The 21,252-nt window shown below is 40.7% G+C and carries 21 protein-coding genes; 5 read left to right on the top strand and 16 right to left on the bottom strand.

What is annotated here, in order from left to right; translation table 11 throughout:
* Nucleotides 1–35: 35 nt before the first annotated feature.
* A complete protein-coding gene (locus PT278_RS00610) occupies nt 36–1,067 on the bottom strand; it encodes a GIY-YIG nuclease family protein (protein ID WP_277129511.1) in 1,032 nt (343 codons plus the stop codon).
* 62 nt (nt 1,068–1,129) lie between these two features.
* Between PT278_RS00610 and PT278_RS00605 the strand changes: the two genes are divergently transcribed.
* Both PT278_RS00605 and PT278_RS00600 read left to right on the top strand, forming a co-directional pair.
* Nucleotides 1,130–1,744: a 1-acyl-sn-glycerol-3-phosphate acyltransferase gene (locus tag PT278_RS00605; RefSeq protein WP_277129510.1), complete on the top strand. Its 615-nt coding sequence runs from the start codon at nt 1,130–1,132 to the stop codon at nt 1,742–1,744.
* Nucleotides 1,745–1,827: 83 nt separating this feature from the next.
* Complete coding sequence (locus tag PT278_RS00600) at nt 1,828–3,006, top strand: cyclopropane-fatty-acyl-phospholipid synthase family protein (protein ID WP_277129509.1); 1,179 nt, start codon at nt 1,828–1,830, stop codon at nt 3,004–3,006.
* Nucleotides 3,007–3,056: 50 nt separating this feature from the next.
* Here PT278_RS00600 and PT278_RS00595 read toward each other — a convergent pair whose 3' ends face one another.
* The 5 genes from PT278_RS00595 to PT278_RS00575 all read right to left on the bottom strand — a co-directional run bounded on the left by PT278_RS00595 (nt 3,057) and on the right by PT278_RS00575 (nt 8,741).
* A complete protein-coding gene (locus tag PT278_RS00595) occupies nt 3,057–4,457 on the bottom strand; it encodes an FAD-binding oxidoreductase (RefSeq protein WP_277129508.1) in 1,401 nt (466 codons plus the stop codon).
* A 133-nt stretch (nt 4,458–4,590) separates the two neighbouring features.
* Complete coding sequence (locus PT278_RS00590; protein WP_277129950.1) at nt 4,591–6,372, bottom strand: ABC transporter ATP-binding protein; 1,782 nt, start codon at nt 6,370–6,372, stop codon at nt 4,591–4,593.
* Nucleotide 6,373: 1 nt separating this feature from the next.
* On the bottom strand, nt 6,374–8,128 hold the full coding sequence (locus PT278_RS00585) for an ABC transporter transmembrane domain-containing protein (protein ID WP_277129507.1): 1,755 nt from the start codon (nt 8,126–8,128) through the stop codon (nt 6,374–6,376).
* A 75-nt stretch (nt 8,129–8,203) separates the two neighbouring features.
* Complete coding sequence (locus PT278_RS00580) at nt 8,204–8,422, bottom strand: YneF family protein (protein ID WP_277129506.1); 219 nt, start codon at nt 8,420–8,422, stop codon at nt 8,204–8,206.
* 70 nt (nt 8,423–8,492) lie between these two features.
* A complete protein-coding gene (locus PT278_RS00575) occupies nt 8,493–8,741 on the bottom strand; it encodes a DUF896 domain-containing protein (protein ID WP_277129505.1) in 249 nt (82 codons plus the stop codon).
* Between the two features lie 144 nt (nt 8,742–8,885).
* On the opposite strand from PT278_RS00575, the gene lexA reads away from it, so the two are divergent.
* The gene (gene lexA / locus PT278_RS00570) at nt 8,886–9,509 is read left to right on the top strand and encodes a transcriptional repressor LexA (protein ID WP_277129504.1); all 624 of its coding nucleotides are present in this window, start codon (nt 8,886–8,888) and stop codon (nt 9,507–9,509) included.
* 23 nt (nt 9,510–9,532) lie between these two features.
* On the opposite strand, the gene PT278_RS00565 is transcribed toward lexA, so the two are convergent.
* The 8 genes from PT278_RS00565 to ylxM form a co-directional block, all read right to left on the bottom strand.
* Nucleotides 9,533–10,183, bottom strand: a complete 651-nt coding sequence (locus PT278_RS00565; protein WP_277129503.1) for a uracil-DNA glycosylase — start codon at nt 10,181–10,183, stop codon at nt 9,533–9,535.
* Nucleotides 10,184–10,367: 184 nt separating this feature from the next.
* Complete coding sequence (locus tag PT278_RS00560) at nt 10,368–11,132, bottom strand: nucleoside phosphorylase (protein WP_277129502.1); 765 nt, start codon at nt 11,130–11,132, stop codon at nt 10,368–10,370.
* A gap of 105 nt (nt 11,133–11,237) precedes the next feature.
* Nucleotides 11,238–11,585: a 50S ribosomal protein L19 gene (rplS, locus tag PT278_RS00555; RefSeq protein WP_277129501.1), complete on the bottom strand. Its 348-nt coding sequence runs from the start codon at nt 11,583–11,585 to the stop codon at nt 11,238–11,240.
* Between the two features lie 123 nt (nt 11,586–11,708).
* Nucleotides 11,709–12,425, bottom strand: coding sequence for a tRNA (guanosine(37)-N1)-methyltransferase TrmD (trmD, locus tag PT278_RS00550; protein ID WP_277129500.1), 717 nt, complete (start codon nt 12,423–12,425; stop codon nt 11,709–11,711).
* Nucleotides 12,415–12,930: a ribosome maturation factor RimM gene (gene rimM, locus PT278_RS00545; protein WP_277129499.1), complete on the bottom strand. Its 516-nt coding sequence runs from the start codon at nt 12,928–12,930 to the stop codon at nt 12,415–12,417. Before rimM ends, trmD begins: the two co-directional genes overlap by 11 nt.
* Before the next feature lie 72 nt (nt 12,931–13,002).
* A complete protein-coding gene (gene rpsP, locus PT278_RS00540; protein WP_277129498.1) occupies nt 13,003–13,275 on the bottom strand; it encodes a 30S ribosomal protein S16 in 273 nt (90 codons plus the stop codon).
* A gap of 83 nt (nt 13,276–13,358) precedes the next feature.
* The gene (ffh, locus tag PT278_RS00535; RefSeq protein WP_277129497.1) at nt 13,359–14,786 is read right to left on the bottom strand and encodes a signal recognition particle protein; all 1,428 of its coding nucleotides are present in this window, start codon (nt 14,784–14,786) and stop codon (nt 13,359–13,361) included.
* 4 nt (nt 14,787–14,790) lie between these two features.
* Nucleotides 14,791–15,132, bottom strand: coding sequence for a YlxM family DNA-binding protein (gene ylxM, locus PT278_RS00530; RefSeq protein ID WP_277129496.1), 342 nt, complete (start codon nt 15,130–15,132; stop codon nt 14,791–14,793).
* A 201-nt stretch (nt 15,133–15,333) separates the two neighbouring features.
* On the opposite strand from ylxM, the gene PT278_RS00525 reads away from it, so the two are divergent.
* Both PT278_RS00525 and PT278_RS00520 read left to right on the top strand, forming a co-directional pair.
* The gene (locus PT278_RS00525) at nt 15,334–16,761 is read left to right on the top strand and encodes an amino acid permease (protein ID WP_277129495.1); all 1,428 of its coding nucleotides are present in this window, start codon (nt 15,334–15,336) and stop codon (nt 16,759–16,761) included.
* Between the two features lie 146 nt (nt 16,762–16,907).
* Nucleotides 16,908–18,332: an amino acid permease gene (locus PT278_RS00520; protein ID WP_277129494.1), complete on the top strand. Its 1,425-nt coding sequence runs from the start codon at nt 16,908–16,910 to the stop codon at nt 18,330–18,332.
* A 49-nt stretch (nt 18,333–18,381) separates the two neighbouring features.
* Here the strand turns inward: PT278_RS00520 and PT278_RS00515 are convergent, their stop codons facing one another.
* Together PT278_RS00515 and ftsY are read right to left on the bottom strand one after the other, a co-directional pair.
* On the bottom strand, nt 18,382–19,806 hold the full coding sequence (locus PT278_RS00515; RefSeq protein WP_277129493.1) for a C69 family dipeptidase: 1,425 nt from the start codon (nt 19,804–19,806) through the stop codon (nt 18,382–18,384).
* A gap of 24 nt (nt 19,807–19,830) precedes the next feature.
* The gene (gene ftsY, locus PT278_RS00510) at nt 19,831–21,252 is read right to left on the bottom strand and encodes a signal recognition particle-docking protein FtsY (protein ID WP_277129492.1); all 1,422 of its coding nucleotides are present in this window, start codon (nt 21,250–21,252) and stop codon (nt 19,831–19,833) included.

Raw genomic sequence — 21,252 nt, 5'->3', positions numbered from 1 at the left:
TAATAGAATACTAGATTTAGCTGTAAGATGCAAGACTAAAAATCTACTCTATGCTCGCGTAAAAATTTTTCTTTCCATTGTCTTGGATGATGTTTGAACCAATATTCGCGTTTAAGGGCTAAATTCTTATCAGTGAACTTCTCATGATAAATCATTTTAACAGGGCGTCTTACCTTAGTATATTTCGCACCCTTACCTGAATTATGGGCTGCCAGCCGCTTTTGTAAATTATCAGTAAAACCACCGTAAAAACTGCCGTCGCTGCATAATAAAACATAAAAGAAATAATCTTTACTCTTTTGTCTTTGTGCGCGATCCTCAGGCGTTTCACGAATAATACGCTGAATTGACGGCAAATAATTGCCTGCCCTGTCGTGAACTTCAATTGCGTCTTTTAAAACCAAACCATCACTAGCTGTATGCTTAACTGCTTCGATGATAATCAAATTGCTGTCATCGCCGCGATGCGAAACGAAAGGCTGAACAACTTTAATACTTAAATCGTGCTTCATACAAAAGTAGGCAATTTCGTTTAACCGCTCAGGCCGATGCACCATAAACAGCTTGCCCTTCATTTTTAATAAGCCACTAGCAACGGCAATTATTTCTTCAAGATTAATTAGAATTTCATGACGCGCAATTGCCTTTTTCGGATCCGGATTGACATCATGACCTTCTGGCACCTTAAAATACGGCGGATTAACAACCACTACATCATAAGAATCTTTGCGTAAAAAGTCGACCGCATCCTTAACATTTTTTTGGAAAACAGTTATTCGGTTTTCCATTTGGTTAAGCTCAACAGAACGCCGTGCTTGTGAAGCTGCCTCTGGCTGAATTTCTACCGCATCATATTTTGCCCGATTAAAATATGCCATATAAATGCTAGCCGCACAATTGCCCGCACATAAGTCAGCAACTTTTGAGCGATCTCGGATTGCTTCCTTAGCTAGTGATGCCAAAAGCAAAGTATCAAGTGAAAAACTAAATGCTGTTTTATCCTGAATAATCTTCAAGTCATCACTATACATATAATCAATTCGTTCATTATTGGCCAATTTCACCATAAAATTTTGTCCTCTCCCTGAGCTTTGTTATAATATTTTACAACAACTGGAGGAGTTTAATCATGTTTTATCATTTTATTCGCGCCGTTGCGCGATTTGTTATCTGGATTCTTAACGGTCATTTACATGTTTATCACAAAGAAAACATCCCCGAAGGCAACTATATCCTAGCTGCTCCACACCGAACTTGGTGGGAACCAATTTTATTCGCCTTAGCTGCCAGTCCGAAGGAATTCATGTTCATGGCCAAAATCGAATTATTTAAAAATCCAATTTTACGGTTCATTTTAACCCATGCACATGCTTTTGCCGTTGACCGCAAACATCCCGGCCCTTCAGCATTAAAAATTCCAATTAAGGGTTTAAAAAAAGGCGATTACTCATTAATTATTTTCCCATCGGGAACAAGACATTCAGCTGAACTCAAAGGTGGAACCTTGGCAATTGCCAAATTATCGGGAACGCCAATTGTTCCTGTTGTCTATCAAGGGCCGCTTACTTTCAAGGGATTGTTGAAACGCCAGCCGCTTGATGTCTGCTTTGGTAAGCCAATTCAAGTTGATCGCAAAACCAAATTAACTCACGAAAACGAAGCTGTCTTTGATGAACAATTAAAAAATGCTTGGGATCAAATCGATCACGAACACAATCCTAATTTTCATTACATTGCCAAATAAAAAAGATTGAATTCATTACGAGTTCAATCTTTTTTTGTTAGTGCTAGAATTAATAATATTTAAATGAACGGAGGAATTTTAAGTTGTTAGAAAAAACTTTTTACAAAATGATGCTCAACAAGTCATTTCCTTTTCCAATTAAGGTGACTTACTGGGACGGTAAAAGTGAAACCTACGGTAATGGCAATCCTGATATTGAAATTATTTTTAATGAAAAAATTCCAATGTCAGCAATCTCACGTAATGCTTCCCTAGCTCTAGGCGAAGCATACATGGATAAAAAAATCGAAGTTAAAGGCAGCCTGCAAAAATTGATTTGTGGTGCCTACGAAAGTTCAGAGAGCTTTTTACGGTCAAACAAGTTTCGCAAATTTTTGCCCGAACAAAATCATAATGAGGAACAAAGTGAAAAAGATGTCCAAAGTCATTATGATATTGGCAACGACTTCTATCAATTATGGCTTGATCCGACACTGACGTATTCTTGTGCGTACTTTACCAGTGACAATCATGATAATCTTGAGCAAGCACAAATTGCGAAGATCCATCATATCTTAAACAAACTGCATCCCGAAAAAGGCAAAACACTATTAGATATTGGCTGCGGCTGGGGCACGTTGATGCTCACTGCTGCTAAGGAATACGGCTTAAAGGTAACTGGCGTTACACTTAGCGAAGAGCAATACAAATTAGTACAAAAGAAAATCTACGACGAAAATTTGCAAGACGTAGCTGAAGTTAAACTTGAAGATTACCGTGAACTTGGTGACCAGCAATGGGATTACATTACTTCTGTCGGCATGTTTGAACACGTGGGCAAAGAAAACTTGGCCCAATATTTCAATGATGTTGCCAAATACCTGAAAAAAGACGGTGTTGCCTTAATCCATGGCATTACTCGTCAACAAGGCGGTGCAACTAACGCTTGGCTTAATAAGTACATTTTCCCAGGTGGTTATGTTCCCGGTCTAAATGAAAATATTTCGCACATTATTGCCAGCGGTATGCAGGTTGACGATGTCGAAATGCTTCGGCGCCATTATCAACGCACAATAGAAATTTGGGACAGTAACTTTAACGCACACCGTGAACAAATTCAAAAGCTGATGGGCGAGCGTTTTACCCGCATGTGGGACTTATACTTACAAGCCTGTGCTGCCTCATTTAAATCCGGTAATATTGACGTCATTCAATATTTGATTACCAAAGGGCCATCTGGTAAAAACCTGCCATTAACCCGCGATTACATGTTAAATAAATAGACTAACCAAAAAACTAGCAGCCCGATTGGACTGCTAGTTTTTTTGTTTAATTACATTTTGAAAATTTTACCTGGATTCAAAACATCATTTGGATCGAACAAGGTCTTAACTTTCCGTAATAATTCGGTATAGTCATGACCGTAAAAGTCTTCAAAGTTGTCAGCACGGGCATAACCAATTCCGTGTTCACCAGACATATTACCGTCAAGAGCTTTAGCTGTCTTGTACAGTTCGTCAATTACCTTTTTGCTCGTCTCAGCATATTCCACGTCATTCATTTCATCTGAGCAAAGGTAAATGTGCAAATTACCGTCTCCTGCATGACCAAAGTTAGGAATTCTGATGTGCAATTCGTTTTCCAATTCTTCAATTCTATCCAGAACATCCGGAATATGATTAATTGGCACACAAATGTCAATTTCATCCATTTTCGGCGTTGATTTTTGAATAGCTAAAAGCAAAGCTTCACGACATTCCCAAATCTTCTTGGCCTCATCGGAATCAGCACTCAAAACAACTGCTTCTTCGGCCTTAAAATCCTTAACTGTTGTCAAAGTTTGCTCTAATTCAGCCTTTAATTCTTCATCTGTAAAGGCATCAAGCCCAAGAATAATAAAACCGTCGCCATCTTTAATTGGGAATTGGTCACCAGCATATTTTTCCCACAAGTTAATTACTTTCCGGCCCATAAATTCAACTGTTGTTGGCACAACACCGGATTTTAAAATTGCAGGTACTGATTTAATGGCATCATTTAAGGTTGGATAAGGAATAATTGCATTGATTGACTTACGAGGTTTTGGATAAAGCCGCAAAGTTACTTCGGTAATCACACCTAATGTCCCTTCTGCCCCAATAATCAAGTCTTTAAGTGAATATCCAGAAGCTGACTTAACGGCCTTAGAACCAAACTTATACAGTTTGCCGTCAGTTAAAACAACCTTTAATTCACGGATATGTTCTCTAGTAACACCATATTTAATCGCCTTCAAACCGCCGGCATTAGTTGAAACATTACCACCAATTGTTGCCCAGTGCATTGCTGGAGCTGGCATATATGTAAATGGCTTATCTGCCAAGTAGTCTTCAATATCCTTTAGTCTAATTCCTGCTTGAACAGTCATTGTCAAACTTTCAGGATCATAATCGAGCACATGATTCATTTTAACCATGTCAAGCGAAATACCAGCATCAACGTTCAAGTTGGCACCCATTAAACCAGTCGAATTACCACGAGGTACTACCGGAATATTGTTATCACTAGCGTACTTAACAATATTTTTAACTTCATCATTATTTACTGGTTGAATTACCAATTCTGGCATTGCTCTAACAGTCTTGAACTGGTCGTGATCCCAATGCTCAGTTGGCTTAGTAATAAACCTCTCTGGCTCAGAAACAAATTTACTTAAATTTTCACGATCAGTTTGATCGATTACATGATATTCCATTGCAATTTCCTTTCTTATTGTAAAATTACAGATGTGATAAAAATCAACATAGACTAAATTTACGCCACTGTGTAATCGCTGTCAACTTTTATAATAAAAAAAGCGAAGACTTACGGTTAAGTCCTCGCTCACATTATTTTTGATTTTGCAAAGTATACAAATTGTAATAGTAGCCTTTTTGAGCCAATAATTCTTGATGGGTGCCGCGTTCAATAATTCTTCCCTGATTTAGAACAATAATCTGATCGGCATCAACGATCGTTGATAAGCGGTGAGCGATTGCAAGGGTCGTCCGACCTTGGCGCAAGCGATGAAGTCCCGCCTGAATTAACGTTTCCGTTTCGGTATCGACATTTGCTGTTGCTTCATCCAACACCAAAATTTTCGGATCCGTTACGAGAGTTCGGGCAAACGAAATCAGCTGTCTCTGTCCCTGACTAAATTCGCTGCCGCCCTCACCAACTGCCGTATGATATTTGCCCGGCAACTTTTCAATAAAATCAGCAGCCTGCACTGTCTCTGCAGCCCGTTTAATCTGCTGATCCGTAATTTGCTCATTATACAGGCGAATATTAGAACTAATATCGCCATAAAACATGAAGGGATCCTGTAAGACCAGTCCTAATTTCTTTCGTAATTCTGCCTTAGGGTATTTTTTAATATCAACGCCATCAATCAGCACTTCTCCCTGATAAAATTCATAAAACCGCATCATTACGTTAATAATCGAGCTTTTACCCGATCCCGTATGACCGACAATTCCCAGAGTTTCGCCTGGATTAACGGTAAAAGAAATATCGTGCAGAATTTCGTTTTTCCCATCATAGGAGAAACTAACATGCTTAAATTCAATCTTACCCTGCGTAATTGTTAGCCCCGGTTGTTCATCCTGCTTGGGCTCATAATTAGTATCATCTAAAATGCGAAAAATTCTTTTACCTGCAACAATCCCATCCTGAAAGAAGGTCATCTGATCCATCATATTTGAAATTGGATTAAAGAACTGCGAAATATACTGTGAAAAGGCATAGACGACCCCAGCAGGTACAAAAGTTTTTTGCAGTGGGAAACCAAAATACATTAAGGTTAACGCTAGAGCCAGCGAATAAAGCAGACTGGTCAACGGGGACAGCAGTAAGGAATTCAGATTAATCATGCTGAAGCGCGTTTTCATTAGCGCCGCATTTTCATGCTCAAAATTACCGGTCATACGCTTTTCTTGTTTAAACTGCTGAATTAACGAGACCCCCTCAATTGATTCGTTCAAGTTGGTATTAATTCGGCTTAACCGCTCGCGATAATTACGGTAAAGTTTGGAACTGCGCTTGGAGTATTGCCAAATAACCAGTAAGGAAATTGGTAAGAAGGCTAACATGATAAGCCCAGCAAAGGCATTAGTGGTAAACATTGCCACCAATGCCGAAACAATTGAAAATAATGACAAGACAACACTTGATAGAACTGTCAAGAAATTGCTCAACGTCATGGTATCATTGGTCACCCGCGAAACAATTGAACCAGCTGGTGTTTGGTCAAAATAACGCATCCCCAACGTATGCAGTTTTTTATATAATTCGGCGCGCAAGCCCTCAAGAGACTTTTCTGATCCCAACGCAAAAAAGTATTCATACGTAAACTGCAAAATACCCTTGATAACTGAGCCGCCAGCATATAACAAGCCGGCAAAAATAATCACTTGCGTTGTAACATTGGCCTTAACCAAATAATTATCAAGGAAAAATTGCAAGCCATACGGCAGCAGGATATTGATAATACTGACAAGCAAGGCACCGATCCCAGCAATAATCATTTCATTTTTAAAGCGCAGTACAAAGCGAACAAGCCGCTTAAAAATATCAAATTGTTCTTTAACCGGAATCTCTTTGGACCAAACCGATTCATTCTGTTCATCCATCTTACTCACCTACCTTTTCTTCTAATTCCTGCCGCCGCCACATTTCCGCATACCAGCCATCTGCCGCCAGCAGCTGCTCGTGTCTGCCGCGCTCGACAATTGCGCCATCTTTTAAAACCAAAATCAAATCGGCATTCATGACCGACGTCAACCGGTGAGTTGCAATCATTGTTGTCTTACCAGCACGCTCTTTACGCAATGATTGTAAAATTGCCATTTCGGTTCGCGCATCAACTGCCGACAGAGCATCATCCAAGACCAAAATCTGACTTTGCTTCAGTAGTGCCCGTGCAATTGACATCCGTTGCTTTTGCCCTCCAGAAAGCGAAACCCCGTTTTCACCGACCAGTGTCTTGTAGCCAGCCGGCATTTGCAAGATATCCTCATGCAGATCACTCTTTTTGGCAGCATTAATAATTGCACCCTCAGACGCATCAGCCTGTGAAAAGGCAATATTCTTTTGAATTGTCGTTGAAAACAAGTAATTATTTTGCGGTACATAAGATATTTGGCGCAAAAGGACATTGAGCGGAATTGTCCTGATATCATAACCATTTAACGTTATCTGCCCATCATACTTATCAAATTCGCGCAAAAGCAATTGAATAATCGTTGTTTTTCCTGAGCCGACCTTACCAACAAGACCTAAGGTCTGGCCTTTTTTAAGGGTAAAATCAATTTGGTGCAGAACTGGCAGTTGTGGTTCATCCGGATAAGCAAACGAATTAATCTGATAATTCAAATCACCTGCTAAATCGTCAGCTGTTAGGCTTTCATCGGCATGCTGATCGGTAATTTGCGGCTGCTCATCCAGCAATTTTTCAACCCGGTCATAACTGGCACTGCCCCGCTCCAAAATATTGAATAGGTAGCCAATGGCAAACATCGGCCAAACCATGTTGCCGATGTAGGCAATAAAGGAAACTAACTGCCCAATTGTTAGAACCTTGTTAACAACCAGCAAGCCGCCGTAAATAATCGTAATTGTGTATGTTAGCCCAATAATAATTGTGCCTAGCGGATCAAACAAAGCATCCCACTTGAAGACTTTTTTATTAATCTTGATCGTATCATCAACCATCTGGTCAAATGCGGCAGTATCTTCGTCTCCTTGACCAAAAGTTTTGATAACTTTCATTCCCGAAACGGACTCCTGCGTCTTATTATTTAACCGCGAAAAAGCCGCCTGCGACTCATCAAAGGCATCATGCAGATGATTACCCAATTGCCATGCACCCCAGGCTAAAAATGGTAAGGGCAATAAAGCCACAATTGTCAGCCGCCAGTCAACAAAAATAATCATCGCAATCATGGTTGACACGCCCATAATTAACGAATCGACCAAAGTCAAAACACCAGCCCCAGCAACATCTTGGATTGCAGAAACGTCATTTGTTGCGTGCGCCATCAAGTCACCAGTTCTGTGCCGCTGGTAAAATGTCTGGTCCATTACCATAAAATGTTTAAACAATTTTGAACGTAATTGCCGTTCAAGTTCAGCTGCACCACCCCAAATTTGTTTACGCCAAAAATAGCGAAAACCATATAACAGTAGGGCAGCCGCGATAATCGCTAAAATTAATCCGCCATACTGCAGCCAACTAATATGACCTTGGTCAAGCTGATCCGCCATCAAACCTAAAATCCGCGGCGGTACTAAATTTACGATTGAAGTTAGTGCTAAAAAGGTTACACCAATTAAATAGCGCTTCTTTTCCTTTTTAAAAAACCAACCTAATTTTAAAAAAATTCCCATCTTTATTCCTATCTGACTTGCACCAAACTAAAAAAAGACGGGGAACAATCCCCGTCTTTTTAGTCAATCTTAAGATTAATTATTTTGATGCTTCATCATGTTCATCACTTGGTTAACCTTCTTTGCAGAAGGTTTTTGTCCCATTTGTGACATCATCGCAACAATCATATCTTCACTGATTGGTGGATTTTCCTTAAAATATTTTTTCATGTATGATCTTGCACCGTAAAAGCCGCCAATTAAGCCGACTAATAGCGCAACAATAATTAAAACAATTGCTAATGCCAAATTCATAAAAACTAACTCCTCAAAATATCCAATAGTTATATCTTACCTAAACTTGCATAAAATTTAAAGGTTAAAATTAATCTTTTCTTAAACCTTTGCGTCTTTGTGCCTCTTTAGCCTTTTCAGATGTGACTTCCTTACCGTCTTTATCGATAATTACCATATCTTCGACGTTTTGCTTAAAACTAGCCCGGAAATTCTTTAAAAATTCTTGGTGCAGCTTCTTGCGTTCCTCTTCCTCTTGCTCAGTCAGATTACCCGCCTTTTTCTTACGGTATAGTTCATTAATTCGGTCAATTGTTTGCTTTTCTTTATCTTGATTCATTTTTGACACCTCTTATTAAAAAAGTCTACCTTATTTGTCACCAGAAAAAAAGTTTTAGTTCTTAGAACGTTTGTTTGTATTTAGCACAAATCTTTGGTAAACTTACCTTATAGAAATTTTATCTTATAGTAATGGGGAGAAATTATGCCTGTTAATCATGATTCTAAACAATTAGAAATATTACGCTATATCTATGAAACCGTGGCGGACCGTGGTTTTCCCCCAACTGTTCGTGAAATTTGTGCCGCAGTTAATCTTTCTTCTACGTCAACTGTTCACGGACACCTGGCTCGCTTAGAGAGAAAAGGACTGCTAATTAAAGATGCAACTAAGCCACGTGCTTTAGAGATCACAGCAGAAGGTAAAAGAGCATTAGGTATTAAACCCAACGAAATTCCAGTTGTTGGCATTGTTACTGCCGGTCAGCCAATTTTAGCGGTTGAAGATGTTGAAGATTACTTTCCCTTGCCGCCAGATTTAGCCAACGATGCTGGTGACCTGTTCATGCTAAAAGTTCACGGCGAAAGCATGATTAATGCTGGTATTTTAGATGGTGATAATGTCATCGTCCGCAAGCAAAGTTCCGCAATTAATGGTGAAATTGTGGTTGCAATGACTGAAGAAAACGAAGCAACCGTCAAACGATTTTATAAAGAAAAAGATCATTACCGCCTGCAGCCGGAAAATGATACGATGGCGCCAATTATCCTTGACCAAGTGCAAATCTTGGGTAAGGTAGTTGGTCTTTACCGTAATAATATCAACTAATCAAAAAGACTAGAATTTAAATTCTAGTCTTTTTCTATGTCTAAATACGGCTTCAAAGCCAGCCAATCTTCTTTAATGGTTTCCGTTAACTTGCGATTATAAAAAACCGCTGCCGGATGATATTCCATAATCAAGGTATATTTTTCTTTCGACCATTCATAACCATCTTCAGCTGCATTTAATTGCAAAATCGGTGTCTGCTTAATCACCTGACCATGTTCACGTGAAATACTGTATCCCGGTCCCAGCAAACGTTCAATTGCAGTCCCGCCAACCGTGACAATAATCTTTGGCTGGACATGGGCAACCTCATAATCAAAGAATGGTGCATGAGCTAATACTTCTTTTTTAGTCGGTTTTCGGTTCGGATGCTTAATAACATCCTTGTTTTCTTTTTTACTAAAAACTGTTTTGGTTGCATAAGGGCGGCTGCGAACCACGCTGGTAATATAAACATCATCGCGAGTTAAGCCGATTAATGCCAATGATTTCATTAATTCCTTACCCGAACTGCCATGAAACGGGACATGCGAGACAATTTCATCTCGACCGGGAGCCTCACCGACAATCATTAGCGCTGGATGTTGCGGTCCAGCTCCTTCATTTAGCCCCTCTAATTTCATTCCTTGTGCTCTTTTTTGCACTTTTTTAATCAGCCATTCTGGATACTTCATCACGTATTATCGCTTTCATTTCAAGACATTTACGAGTTTCCACATCTACTCGCTAGTTTTGCTTCACAAACTTTTTGACCTTAAATATAAATAATCATTGATATTTAAGCATTTATATTTTTATTTGTGAAATTTAACGTAGTTTCACATCAGTTTCACACCACAGATTTTCACAAGCATTATGCTAGATTTTTGCTAAAATTTGTGCAGCTAATTGTAAAGCTAGTTCATGTGCATCCCTGCCCCAGCCGCGGTCTTCATGCTTTTCCAAATCACTTAAAGAGTCCGCCGTAAACAAGATTTGCGCAAAATCTACCTGGCGAAAGTTTGCGCACGCAGCTAAGGCTGCACATTCCATTTCAACGCAAGAAGCACCCAACTCTTTAAATTGCTTAACCTTAGCTGGCGTTTCTCGGAAAAAGCCATCGGTTGTCCAAGTAGTAACTTCTTTTACCTTAAAATTATTTTGCTGCATTAGCTCTTCTACTCGCCCTAAATAAGGACCTTCTAAACTAATAAAATTACCTGCTGACGCGTAATGAAATGAAGTTCCTTCATCTCGAATTGCCTTAATTGGCACCAAAAAGTAATTTTCCGGCAAATCAACCAGTACGCCGGCAGAACCAATGGCTATGACCTGCCTCACACCATAACCGAGTAACCAATCAAGCAATTCGACAGCTGCCGCTGCACCGATCTTGGCCTGACAAAAGGTGACTGTTTCATTTTCTAATTGCACCTCATAAATTTTGGTTGCCCCTTCAAAGCATTCAAATACACCAATTTCGCGGTGCTCATGTTTTGCCAAAAATTCAGCAATTGCCTCAGAGGTAATGAAGGCAAATAATAATTTCTTAGGAAAATGATAATTAAGCTCAGTCCGCTCATGATCGGGATCTAATACTGCACGTGGATTTGAATCAAATTGCATTAAAAACTGTTTACTCATTTTATCACCTTCCAATTATAGAAACATGGTTTTATAGTACCACAGGAAACAAAAAAAGAACCACCTTTTTTAAAAGATGGTTCTTTTTCAATGGTAAAGCGTGAATTAACGACGCTTTTCTGCGATTCTTGCAGACTTACCATGACGTTCACGTAAGTAGTAAAGCTTAGCACGACGTACACGACCGTGACGTAATACTTCAACCTTAGCAACACGTGGGTCGTTAACTGGGAAAGTACGTTCAACACCAACACCAGAAGCAATCTTACGAACAGTGTAAGTTGCAGCAATGCCAGCACCCTTTCTCTTAATTACGACACCTTCGAACATCTGAATACGTTCGTGAGTACCTTCAACAACGCGAACGTGAACACGAACAGTGTCACCAGCGCGGAAGTCAGGAATATCATCACGTAATTGTTCTTTAGTCAATTCTTGAATTAATGGATCCATAATTTTTTCTCCTCTTGCGGCATTCATCAACGCTACCTGCGCCAGCGGAACACCCATAACTCTTAGTGCAGCTAAATGCCAACACCTTTAATATCTTAGCAAATTCGCCGTATTAACGCAAGCTTAATCCTCTTTTTTAAATTCAGCAAGCCAGTCCCGTTCTTGAGCACTCAAATCATAATTTTCGAGCATATCTGGCCGAGCTAAATAAGTTGCTCTAAGTGCTTCTTTGTGCCGCCATTCGGCAATTTTTTGGTGGTTGCCTGAGGTCAATACTTCCGGCACCTTCAAGCCTTCAAAGTCGACCGGTCTCGTATACTGCGGATATTCAAGTAATCCATGAGAGAAACTTTCTTCAACTGGGGAAGCTGCATTACCCAAAATCCCCGGAAGCAGCCGCACTGTTGCATCAATCATACTCATGGTTGGTAATTCGCCGCCGGTTAAGACATAATCACCAATTGAAACAGTTTCATCAGCCAAATCATAAATTCGTTGGTCAAAGCCCTCATAATGACCACAAATAAAAGTTAGATTTTCTTCATTAGACCAGCGTTGAGCCGTTTGCTGGTTGAAGGTTTGGCCCTGCGGTGCAGTAATAATCACTTTACCCTTATTAGTCAGTGAATCCAATGCCTTCTTAATCGGCATAATTTGTAAGACCATTCCCGCGCCGCCGCCATACGGTGTATCATCAACGTGATGGTGCACATCACTGGTAAAATCGCGAAAATTAACTAGATTAAGTGCCCATTTACCGTCTTCTAATCCGCGCCCCAGCATTGAAGTCTGCAGTGGGGTAAACATATCTGGAAAAAGCGTTAACACGTTAATCTTCATCGCGCAGACCCTCCATTAATTCAACATAAACCTCTTTAGCAGCAATATCGACTTTTTTAACCACATCATCAATATAAGGAATTAGGTATTCCTTGCCTGATTCTTCGGTTACCTGCCAGACATCGTTAGCACCAGGAGACATAATATCGGTGATTTTCCCCAAAATTTCGCCAGTTTGATTATCTAAAACTGTGCAGCCAAGAATATCACGATAATAATAAACCCCATCGGGCAAGTCGTGTTGAGCATCTTCACTTACAACCAAGGTTTTGCCCTTTAATTTTTCAGCTTGATCGATATCGGTAACTTCCGCAAACTGAACCAGCCACGACTGCTTAAATGGCCGCCCGCTTGTGACTGTTAAGACACGGTCTTGATCGTCTTTGAGAGTTAATTTACTGCCAGCAGAAAAGCGTTCCCCGGGAAAGTCAGTTATCAAGTTAACCTTAACCTCACCCTTCAGTCCGTGTGTTGTCACAATCTGCGCTACATCATAATATTGCATTTGCCCTCCTAAATCTAAGTAAGAAAAAAGTTTGAAGCTTCTAACTTCAAACTTTCTACCTTTGCAAATTAATTATTTGCTTTGCTTTGATTCGTGCAACTTCTTCATTAAGCCAGCACCTGAAAGAAGTGATCTAACAGTGTCTGAAGGTTGTGCACCCTTCTTAAGCCATTCAAAGATTTTGTCTTCATCAAGCTTTAATTGCTTTGGTTCTGCAACTGGGTTGTAAAAACCTACTTCTTCGATGAAACGACCATCGCGTGGCATTCTTGAGTCTGCAACAACGATTCTGTAGAAAGGCTTTCTTTTAGCACCCATGCGGCGCATACGAATTTTTACTGACATAAATTAATATCCTCCTAAAACTTAACGATTAATAATATAGCATTTTTTCAAGCAGGTGTAAAGTGTTTTTACTTAACAGGTAATTATGAGTGATAACGCTTGATCTTCATGCGTTTTTTCTTGTTCTTTTTGAACTTCTTACCCATCCGCCGCATTGCCATTTTTGCCATTGGTGAGTCCATGCCTGGCAAATTGCTCATGCCCTTAAAATTACCTTTGGTAATCTTACTCATCATATCGCGAGCCTGTTTAAACTGCTTAATCATGCGGTTAACTTCAACAACTGGCCGACCAGATCCAGTTGCAATTCTTCTGCGCCGGCTGGGATTAAGCAATTCAGGGTCTTCGCGTTCCTCAGGCGTCATTGATGACACAATTGCCTTAACGTGCAGAATTTGCTTTTTATCAATATTAATATCTTTTAGCTGCGGATTGTTGGCAAGTCCCGGAATCATCTTCATGACTTGATCGAGCGGCCCCATCTTTTCAACTTGGTCAAGCTGATCGACAAAGTCGTTAAAGTCGAAGGTATTTTCCTTCATCTTCTCCGCAACTTCTTCAGCCTTTTTGGCGTCGTAATCTTCTTGGGCCTTTTCAATCAAGGTTAACATGTCGCCCATGCCCAAGATTCGCGAAGCCATCCGGTCAGGGTGGAACTGCTCAAGGTCAGTTAACTTTTCACCTTGACCAGTGAAGATAATCGGCTTACCCGTAACTGCTCTAATTGACAGTGCCGCACCACCACGGGTATCACCATCAAGCTTAGTTAGAATAATCCCAGTAATATCTAAGCGGCTGTCAAAGCCTTTGGCAACATCAGTCGCGGCTTGACCGGTCATCGCGTCAACGACCAGCAGAATATTATCAGGCTGAGAAATTTCTTTAACCTGCTCAAGTTCTTCCATTAATGGTTCGTCAATTTCCAGACGACCGGCCGTATCAATAATTACATAGTCATTTTTATTGGTTTCAGCTTGTTGTAACCCATTTTTGACGATTTGAGCAACGTCTGACTGATCTTTTTCGCTATAAACTGGAACCTTCAATTCGGCACCGATTTGTTCAAGCTGGTCAATTGCGGCCGGACGATAAATATCACCGGCAATTAACAGCGGCCGAGCTTTTTCTTTTTGCATCAGCCGATTGGCCAACTTACCAACGGTGGTTGTCTTACCAGTACCTTGCAGACCGACCATCATAATAATGGTTGGAATATGCTTGGACTTATTCAGACCAACAGCACTCTCACCCATCATCTTGGTTAATTCATCATTAACAATTTTAATGACTTGTTGGCCCGGATTTAAACTTTCCTGGACTTCCTTACCTAAGGCCTCTTCCTTGATTTTCTTGATAAAATCTTTAACGACCTTAAAGTTAACGTCGGCTTCAAGCAGTGCCAGCCGAATTTCACGGCTGGCATTATTAATGTCTTCTTCAGAAATTTTGCCCTTGCCAGTTAAATTCCGCAACGCTTTTTGAATTCGTTCACTTAAATTTTCAAAAGCCATTGAGTCATTCTCCCCTCATTTTTCCTAATAATTGCTTAATTTTAATTAATGCTTCTTCATGCTGATCCTGAGCGACCTCATCAGCGATTGCCGAGAGCTTTTGCTCTATTTCATTATAGTCTTTTTGCATGTGCAATTTTGCTTCATAATTGGTTAAAAGTTTTCGGCAGCGACGCAGATTATCATAGACTGCCTGCCGTGACACGTTGTGGTTAGCGGCAATTTCACCCAAAGATAGATCATTATAATAATAATCCTCAAAATAGCTTTGCTGGCCCTTAGTTAAGAGCTGACCATAATATGCGTATAAATCGCCCAATAATTCATTTTTAACGAGTTCGTCCATTACTTTCACCTTGAACCAGTATAGCAAAAAAGCGCCAGTTTGACGATTGCCAGCAGCAACTCTTCGCAAATTTTATTATTTTTTGATAAAAAAGCATTTACAATTATCTGGCAGTTTTTTTATGATAATTAAACTTGCACACTTAGAAGCATTTGTGTAAGCTTCTTTATATTGATTTAAGAATTCTAAGGAGAATAAAAAGTGAATTTATGGAAAAAAATTAACCGTAAGGAAGACCCGCGGGTCTATGAACAAAAAGATGGCCAGCTAGTTCGCTCGCTTACTGTGAAAGACTTTCTAGCACTGGGTGTTGGAACCATCGTTTCCACCTCCATCTTCACGCTGCCTGGGGAAGTGGCGGCGCTGCATACAGGTCCAGCTGTTGCCATTTCTTGCGTCTTAGCAGCCATTGTTGCCGGCATTGTTTCTTTTGCTTATGCGGAAATGGCGGCTGCCATGCCTTTCGCCGGCTCTGCATATTCTTGGATTAATGTTGTCTTTGGCGAAGTATGGGGCTGGATTGCCGGTTGGGCACTTTTAGCGGAATATTTTATCGCCATGTCATTTATCGGTTCGGGGATTTCGGCTAATTTTCGTGCCCTTATCGCACCCTTAGGCTTAAAATTGCCGGCTGCTTTATCTAATCCCTTTGGTGTTCATGGCGGCGTTGTCGACCTCATTTCAATTGTATCGATCTTCTTAGTTTCCCTATTAATTAGTCATGGGGTATCCGAAGCATCTCGAGTTGAGAACGCCCTTGTTGCCTTGAAGGTCTTTGCCATTCTGCTCTTCGTTATTGTTGGTATGACCGCCATTAAAAAGGCTAACTTTATGCCATTTATTCCGCATTACCGGGCAACTGCCAATGGTCCTTTTGGCGGCTGGCAGGGAATTTACGCTGGTGTATCTATGATTTTCGTATCATATTTGGGCTTTGACGCAATCGCCGCTAATTCGGCCGAAGCTAAAAATCCGGAAAAGACCATGCCCCGCGGAATTGTCGGTTCATTATTAATTGCCGTTGTCTTATTTGTCGCTGTTAGCCTCGTTCTAATTGGCGTCGTTCCTTACCAAAAGTATCTTGGTTCAGCCGAACCAGTTGGTCTTGCTCTGCGGTCAATTGGCCACGGAACAATTGCCACAATCGTGCAGACAATTGCTGTTTTTGGTATGTTTACTGCACTAATTGGTCTTTGCATGTCAAGCTCAAGATTAGTCTACTCCTTTGGCCGCGACGGCATGCTGCCAAAGAAATTGGGTAAATTAAATAATGATAAAAGACCTAACAACGCTCTCTGGACAATTACCATCATAGCAATTTTAATTAGTGCCTTCTTACCATTTTCATTCTTAACACAGCTAGTCTCAGCGGGAACACTGATTGCTTTCATGTTTGTTTCCCTGGGTATTTATCGCCTAAGACCACGTGAAGGCGTTGATATTTCTAAACCCGCATTTAAAATGCCCTGGTATCCTGTACTGCCATTCTTAGGATTTCTGGGATCGCTCATTGTCTTTATGGGACTTGATACACAGGCTAAAATTTACGCAATTATCTGGTTTATTATTGGGCTAATTATTTATTTCGCTTATGGACTAAAACATTCAACAATGAACCAAAAAAATTAACTTTCAAAAAGCGCAGCTAGACAACTTAGCTGCGTTTTTTCTTTGTTAAAAGGGTGAAATTTGACGATTAAAATATTTTGCATTAGTATTAATTATTATTTAATTTTATTATCAAAAAATAATATTATCCTATGGAGGTAATTTAGTTGAAGCTTTGGCAAACTATGAATCGTAAGGAAGATCCTAATATTTATCAAGAAAAGGATGGTCATTTGGTACGGACCTTAAAAGTCCGTGACTTCTTGGCTCTTGGTGTTGGAACAATTGTTTCCACCTCAATCTTCACATTGCCAGGAGAAGTTGCGGCACTACATACGGGACCAGCGGTGGCCATCTCTTGTGTTATTGCCTCAATTGTTGCCGGACTAGTAGCTTTTGCCTATGCCGAAATGGCAGCAGCAATGCCGTTTGCCGGTTCAGTCTATTCATGGATTAATGTCGTCTTTGGCGAATTTTGGGGCTGGATTTCTGGCTGGGCGCTTTTAGCCGAATATTTAATTGGTATGGCCTTTGTTAGTTCAGGCTTATCAGCTAACTTGCGGGCACTGATTGCCCCCTTAGGCTGGAAGTTGCCGGCAGCCTTAGCCAACCCACTAGGTGTTAATGGCGGTGTAGTTGACCTGGTAGCACTAATCGCTATCATGCTTGCCGCAATTTTAGTCAGTTTTGGGGTATCCAAGGCATCCCGTGTTGAAAATGTCTTAGTTGTTGTTAAAGTTCTGGCAATCGTACTCTTTGTTGTTGTCGGTTTAACAGCAATTAAGGCTGCTAATTTCGTGCCGTTCATCCCACATTATCGTGCAACTGCACACGGACCTTTCGGCGGCTGGCAGGGAATTTATGCCGGTGTCTCAATGATTTATATTTCTTTCTTGGGATTTGACACAATCGCCTCTAATTCTGCCGAAGCAATTAACCCGCAAAAGACCATGCCTCACGGAATTATTGGTTCCTTATTAATTGCCGTTGTCTTGTTTGTCGCTGTGAGCCTAGTGCTTGTCGGCATGGTTCCCTACCACCAATACCTTAACTCTGCCGAACCTGTCGGCTATGCTTTGCGCCAAACCGGTCATGGCGGTGTTGCAATTATTGTTCAATCCGTCGCAGTTCTAGGTATGTTTACCGCCTTAATTGGCTTATGTATGGCAAGTTCACGGCTAGTCTATTCTTTTGGTCGTGACGGCATGTTGCCAAAGAAACTGGGCAAGCTTAATCAGGACCGCCGCCCAGCAACAGCATTATGGACAGTAGCAATTATTTCCATTATTATTTCTGCTTTCATTCCTTTCGCCTTTTTAACCCAATTAGTATCTGCGGGAACATTAATTGCCTTTATGTTTGTGTCAATTGGTATTTATCGCTTACGGCCACGCGAAGGTCACGATATTGCCGATCCAGCATTTAAAATGCCGCTTTATCCGGTTTTGCCATTCCTCGCATTCCTAGGATCATTTGCGGTCTTCTTAGGTTTGGATAATCAAGCAAAGGAGTACATGCTAGTTTGGACAATAGTTGGTATCATTATCTATTACCTCTATGGCATGCACCATTCCGCAATGAACAAGCAATAACTTCAAACTAAAAAAGCCTTAACCATCACGGTTAAGGCTTTTTAATTTGCTATAAATTCTCATCCATATTAAAGGTCAACTTCGACATGTTAATTGAATCAATCATCATTTGACCCCACAATTTTTCTGATTGTTTGCGGGTATAAGCAACTGTTTCTTGGTTTGCCTTAGTCAAATAATCTGTCAATTCACTGCCGCTCTTAGCTTCAGCACCAGCAATAACATCTTCAACGCGGCGACGGAAGTATTGGTTCAAATCCTTCAAGTAGTCAGTATCCAATTGTACAAATTGTGGATAATGGCTTTCAACGATTGCAGCCAATGACTTGTAATACCACCAAGCGTCACTCATGTTGTAGTCCATTGAGGTATTGCTGTATGAAGGGTCTGTGTCGTTCATATTTGCAAAGAACGGAACAAACGGTGTAAAGGTTGGCCCACCAATACATAACCACATAATTGCGGCCTTGTCGTGGTCAACATCATTTCTAATTTGTAAAATATGCGAATTTTGCGTTCTGTTCAAACCAATTGGACGGAAACGGTGCTTTTCTTCTTCAGTACCCTTGCCAAATGGATCGTAAGGTGTGTCTTGGTAATGACTGCCTAATACAAATTCGATATCTTCACGCGTAATTTTCTTGGCTGCACGACGAATGAATGGCAAGTCACCATCAGTTGGGTCTTGTTCAATTTCTGGATTGAAGTACTTTTGACCATACCAAACACGATTAGTATTGTAATGACGGTCTTGTTCTGTATAAGTACCAAAGATGTGCCGGAAGTTCCAACCCTCATGATCGGTGTTTAAGTGATGAGCGGTCACAAACTCTTGGATGCCTTGACTCCACATAAAGTCAGCTGGGTCATTAAAATCGACTTGTTCAATCGAAACCCGGTTAGCTGCAATTGCATAAGCATCATCTGGTATTCTCTGAGCAACCCAGTGGTGACCAGTAACGATTTCCATGTACCAAACTTCGTCTTGGTCACTGAACAGAACTGAGTTACCAGCAGGTGAACCATACTTAGCAATCAATTTGCCTAAATATTCAACCCCATGCTTGGCTGAATGAATATATGGCAAAACAACGGATTGCATACAATCCTCGTCTAAACCATCTTTAACCAGTGGATCAAAGGCCAAGGCACGTTCATTACCATAGGTTGACTCCGTACAAGACATGGCAACATTCTCTTGATTAATACCACTCTCGTCATAATAGCCGCGGTGTTGGTAGTCAACGTTAGGAACAGCTGGTACAGCTTGCGCATCCTCAGGCAAGTCCATGGTAAATTTATTCAACCAAGATTTAATCTTACGTCCTTTTTCACCATGAGCAGCAGGATGAACAATAAACTTTTGCGGCGTAATTGGCCGGAAAGTATCATCGTTGCGGGCAATCATTGTTGAGCCGTCAATTGAAGCATTTTTACCAACCAAAATGGTTGTACATGCACTATATTCTTTCATAATTTTCTCCTTTTGTTTTGATTATTATACCAAATCATGGAAAAGACCAACAGCATAATTTGCTGCATCAAAGTCAGCAAGATCTTCGGGCTTCTCGCCTAAACCAACTAGTTTTACCGGCAGCTTCATTTCGTTGCGAATTGCTAAAACCACGCCACCTTTTGAAGAGCCGTCCAATTTTGTCAAAACTAAGCCTGTCAGTTTAGTCGTTTTGTCAAAGTCCTTTGCCTGCAACAAGGCATTTTGTCCCGTTGAACCATCTAAAACCAAGAGAGTTTCTGTTGGTTCATCTGGAGCTTGCTTTTTAATAATGCGCTCAATTTTTTCAAGTTCGCTCATCAAGTTTTTCTTATTCTGCAGACGGCCGGCAGTATCAACCAATAAGTAGTCCGCATGTTCCTTGATTGCTCTTGCTGTTGCATCATAAACAACCGATGCTGGGTCTGCTTGCTCTTGCCCTGTTACTACGGGAACATCAACGCGCTTGCCCCATTCAACCAGCTGCTCAACGGCACCGGCTCTAAAAGTATCAGCTGCCGCCATTAAGACTGACTTACCTTGGTCCTTAAAGCGTTTCGCAAGTTTACCAATCGTGGTTGTCTTACCGGCACCATTGACCCCGACAAAAAGATAAATGTTAGGTTGTCCGTCTTGATGTGAACGCAACTTCTCATTTTCGGCATCCCCATTCTTGTCGTAAAGGTCGACCAGCTTTTTCACGATTAATTTCTTTAAATCATCGTGAGACTTAGCCTTTTGGAGTTTGGCTTCATCTTTTAATTCAGTCGTCAATTCTTCGGCTGTTTCAAAGCCAACATCTGATTCAATCAACAATTCTTCCAAATCATCAAAGAAATCTTCATCAACTGATCTAAATTTCGCGAAAAATTGGTTCAATCTTGCACCAAAGCCCTTATTGGTCTTGGCAAGTCCCTTTTCGTACAATTCAGTCTGATCTTGTTCTTCTTGGGTTTCAGCTTCTGGCTCTGCTTCTTCACTTGCAGACATACTTGCCACAGTTGATTCACTTGGTGCAGCAGACATTGTTTGGCTTACAGAAATTGATTCTGATGCAGATTCTTTTTCAGAAATACTTTTACTTTCTGACACAGATTCATTCTTTGATTCAGATTCACTTACAGAAGTACTTGCGCTCTCTGAAATGGATACAGACTGTGACTCAACTTCACTTTCGGATGTACTTTCAGTAGCCGAACTAGATTCGGATTGTGATTCAGTTTCTTCTTCAGAAGTACTTTCACTCGCTAGTGAAACTGGCGCTACTGGTTTTTCAGTTTCACTTTCGACAATATCAGTGTCCGCGTTAGATCCTAGTTCAGAATTAGCAGTTTCATCCTGCTTTTCCAGCTCGGTCTTCGGCTCTACCTCTGCTTCTTTTTCCTTATTACCAAACAGTGATTTCTTAATTTTATCAAATAAGCCCAC

Source organism: Lactobacillus sp. ESL0703, from assembly GCF_029433435.1.
Classification (GTDB): domain Bacteria; phylum Bacillota; class Bacilli; order Lactobacillales; family Lactobacillaceae; genus Lactobacillus.
Note: the sequence above shows the minus strand (reverse complement) of the source record. Positions and strands in the feature narration are given on the sequence as shown.

Excerpts from the sequence above, each read along its gene's own strand:
- PT278_RS00610 (WP_277129511.1), bottom strand. The coding sequence starts at position 1,067 with ATGGTGAAATTGGCCAATAATGAACGAATTGATTATATGTATAGTGAT.
- PT278_RS00605 (WP_277129510.1), top strand. The coding sequence starts at position 1,130 with ATGTTTTATCATTTTATTCGCGCCGTTGCGCGATTTGTTATCTGGATT.
- PT278_RS00595 (WP_277129508.1), bottom strand. The coding sequence starts at position 4,457 with ATGGAATATCATGTAATCGATCAAACTGATCGTGAAAATTTAAGTAAA.
- PT278_RS00590 (WP_277129950.1), bottom strand. The coding sequence starts at position 6,372 with ATGGATGAACAGAATGAATCGGTTTGGTCCAAAGAGATTCCGGTTAAA.
- PT278_RS00585 (WP_277129507.1), bottom strand. The coding sequence starts at position 8,128 with ATGGGAATTTTTTTAAAATTAGGTTGGTTTTTTAAAAAGGAAAAGAAG.
- PT278_RS00580 (WP_277129506.1), bottom strand. The coding sequence starts at position 8,422 with ATGAATTTGGCATTAGCAATTGTTTTAATTATTGTTGCGCTATTAGTC.
- PT278_RS00575 (WP_277129505.1), bottom strand. The coding sequence starts at position 8,741 with ATGAATCAAGATAAAGAAAAGCAAACAATTGACCGAATTAATGAACTA.
- lexA (WP_277129504.1), top strand. The coding sequence starts at position 8,886 with ATGCCTGTTAATCATGATTCTAAACAATTAGAAATATTACGCTATATC.
- PT278_RS00565 (WP_277129503.1), bottom strand. The coding sequence starts at position 10,183 with ATGAAGTATCCAGAATGGCTGATTAAAAAAGTGCAAAAAAGAGCACAA.
- PT278_RS00560 (WP_277129502.1), bottom strand. The coding sequence starts at position 11,132 with ATGAGTAAACAGTTTTTAATGCAATTTGATTCAAATCCACGTGCAGTA.
- rplS (WP_277129501.1), bottom strand. The coding sequence starts at position 11,585 with ATGGATCCATTAATTCAAGAATTGACTAAAGAACAATTACGTGATGAT.
- trmD (WP_277129500.1), bottom strand. The coding sequence starts at position 12,425 with ATGAAGATTAACGTGTTAACGCTTTTTCCAGATATGTTTACCCCACTG.
- rimM (WP_277129499.1), bottom strand. The coding sequence starts at position 12,930 with ATGCAATATTATGATGTAGCGCAGATTGTGACAACACACGGACTGAAG.
- rpsP (WP_277129498.1), bottom strand. The coding sequence starts at position 13,275 with ATGTCAGTAAAAATTCGTATGCGCCGCATGGGTGCTAAAAGAAAGCCT.
- ffh (WP_277129497.1), bottom strand. The coding sequence starts at position 14,786 with ATGGCTTTTGAAAATTTAAGTGAACGAATTCAAAAAGCGTTGCGGAAT.
- ylxM (WP_277129496.1), bottom strand. The coding sequence starts at position 15,132 with ATGGACGAACTCGTTAAAAATGAATTATTGGGCGATTTATACGCATAT.
- PT278_RS00515 (WP_277129493.1), bottom strand. The coding sequence starts at position 19,806 with ATGAAAGAATATAGTGCATGTACAACCATTTTGGTTGGTAAAAATGCT.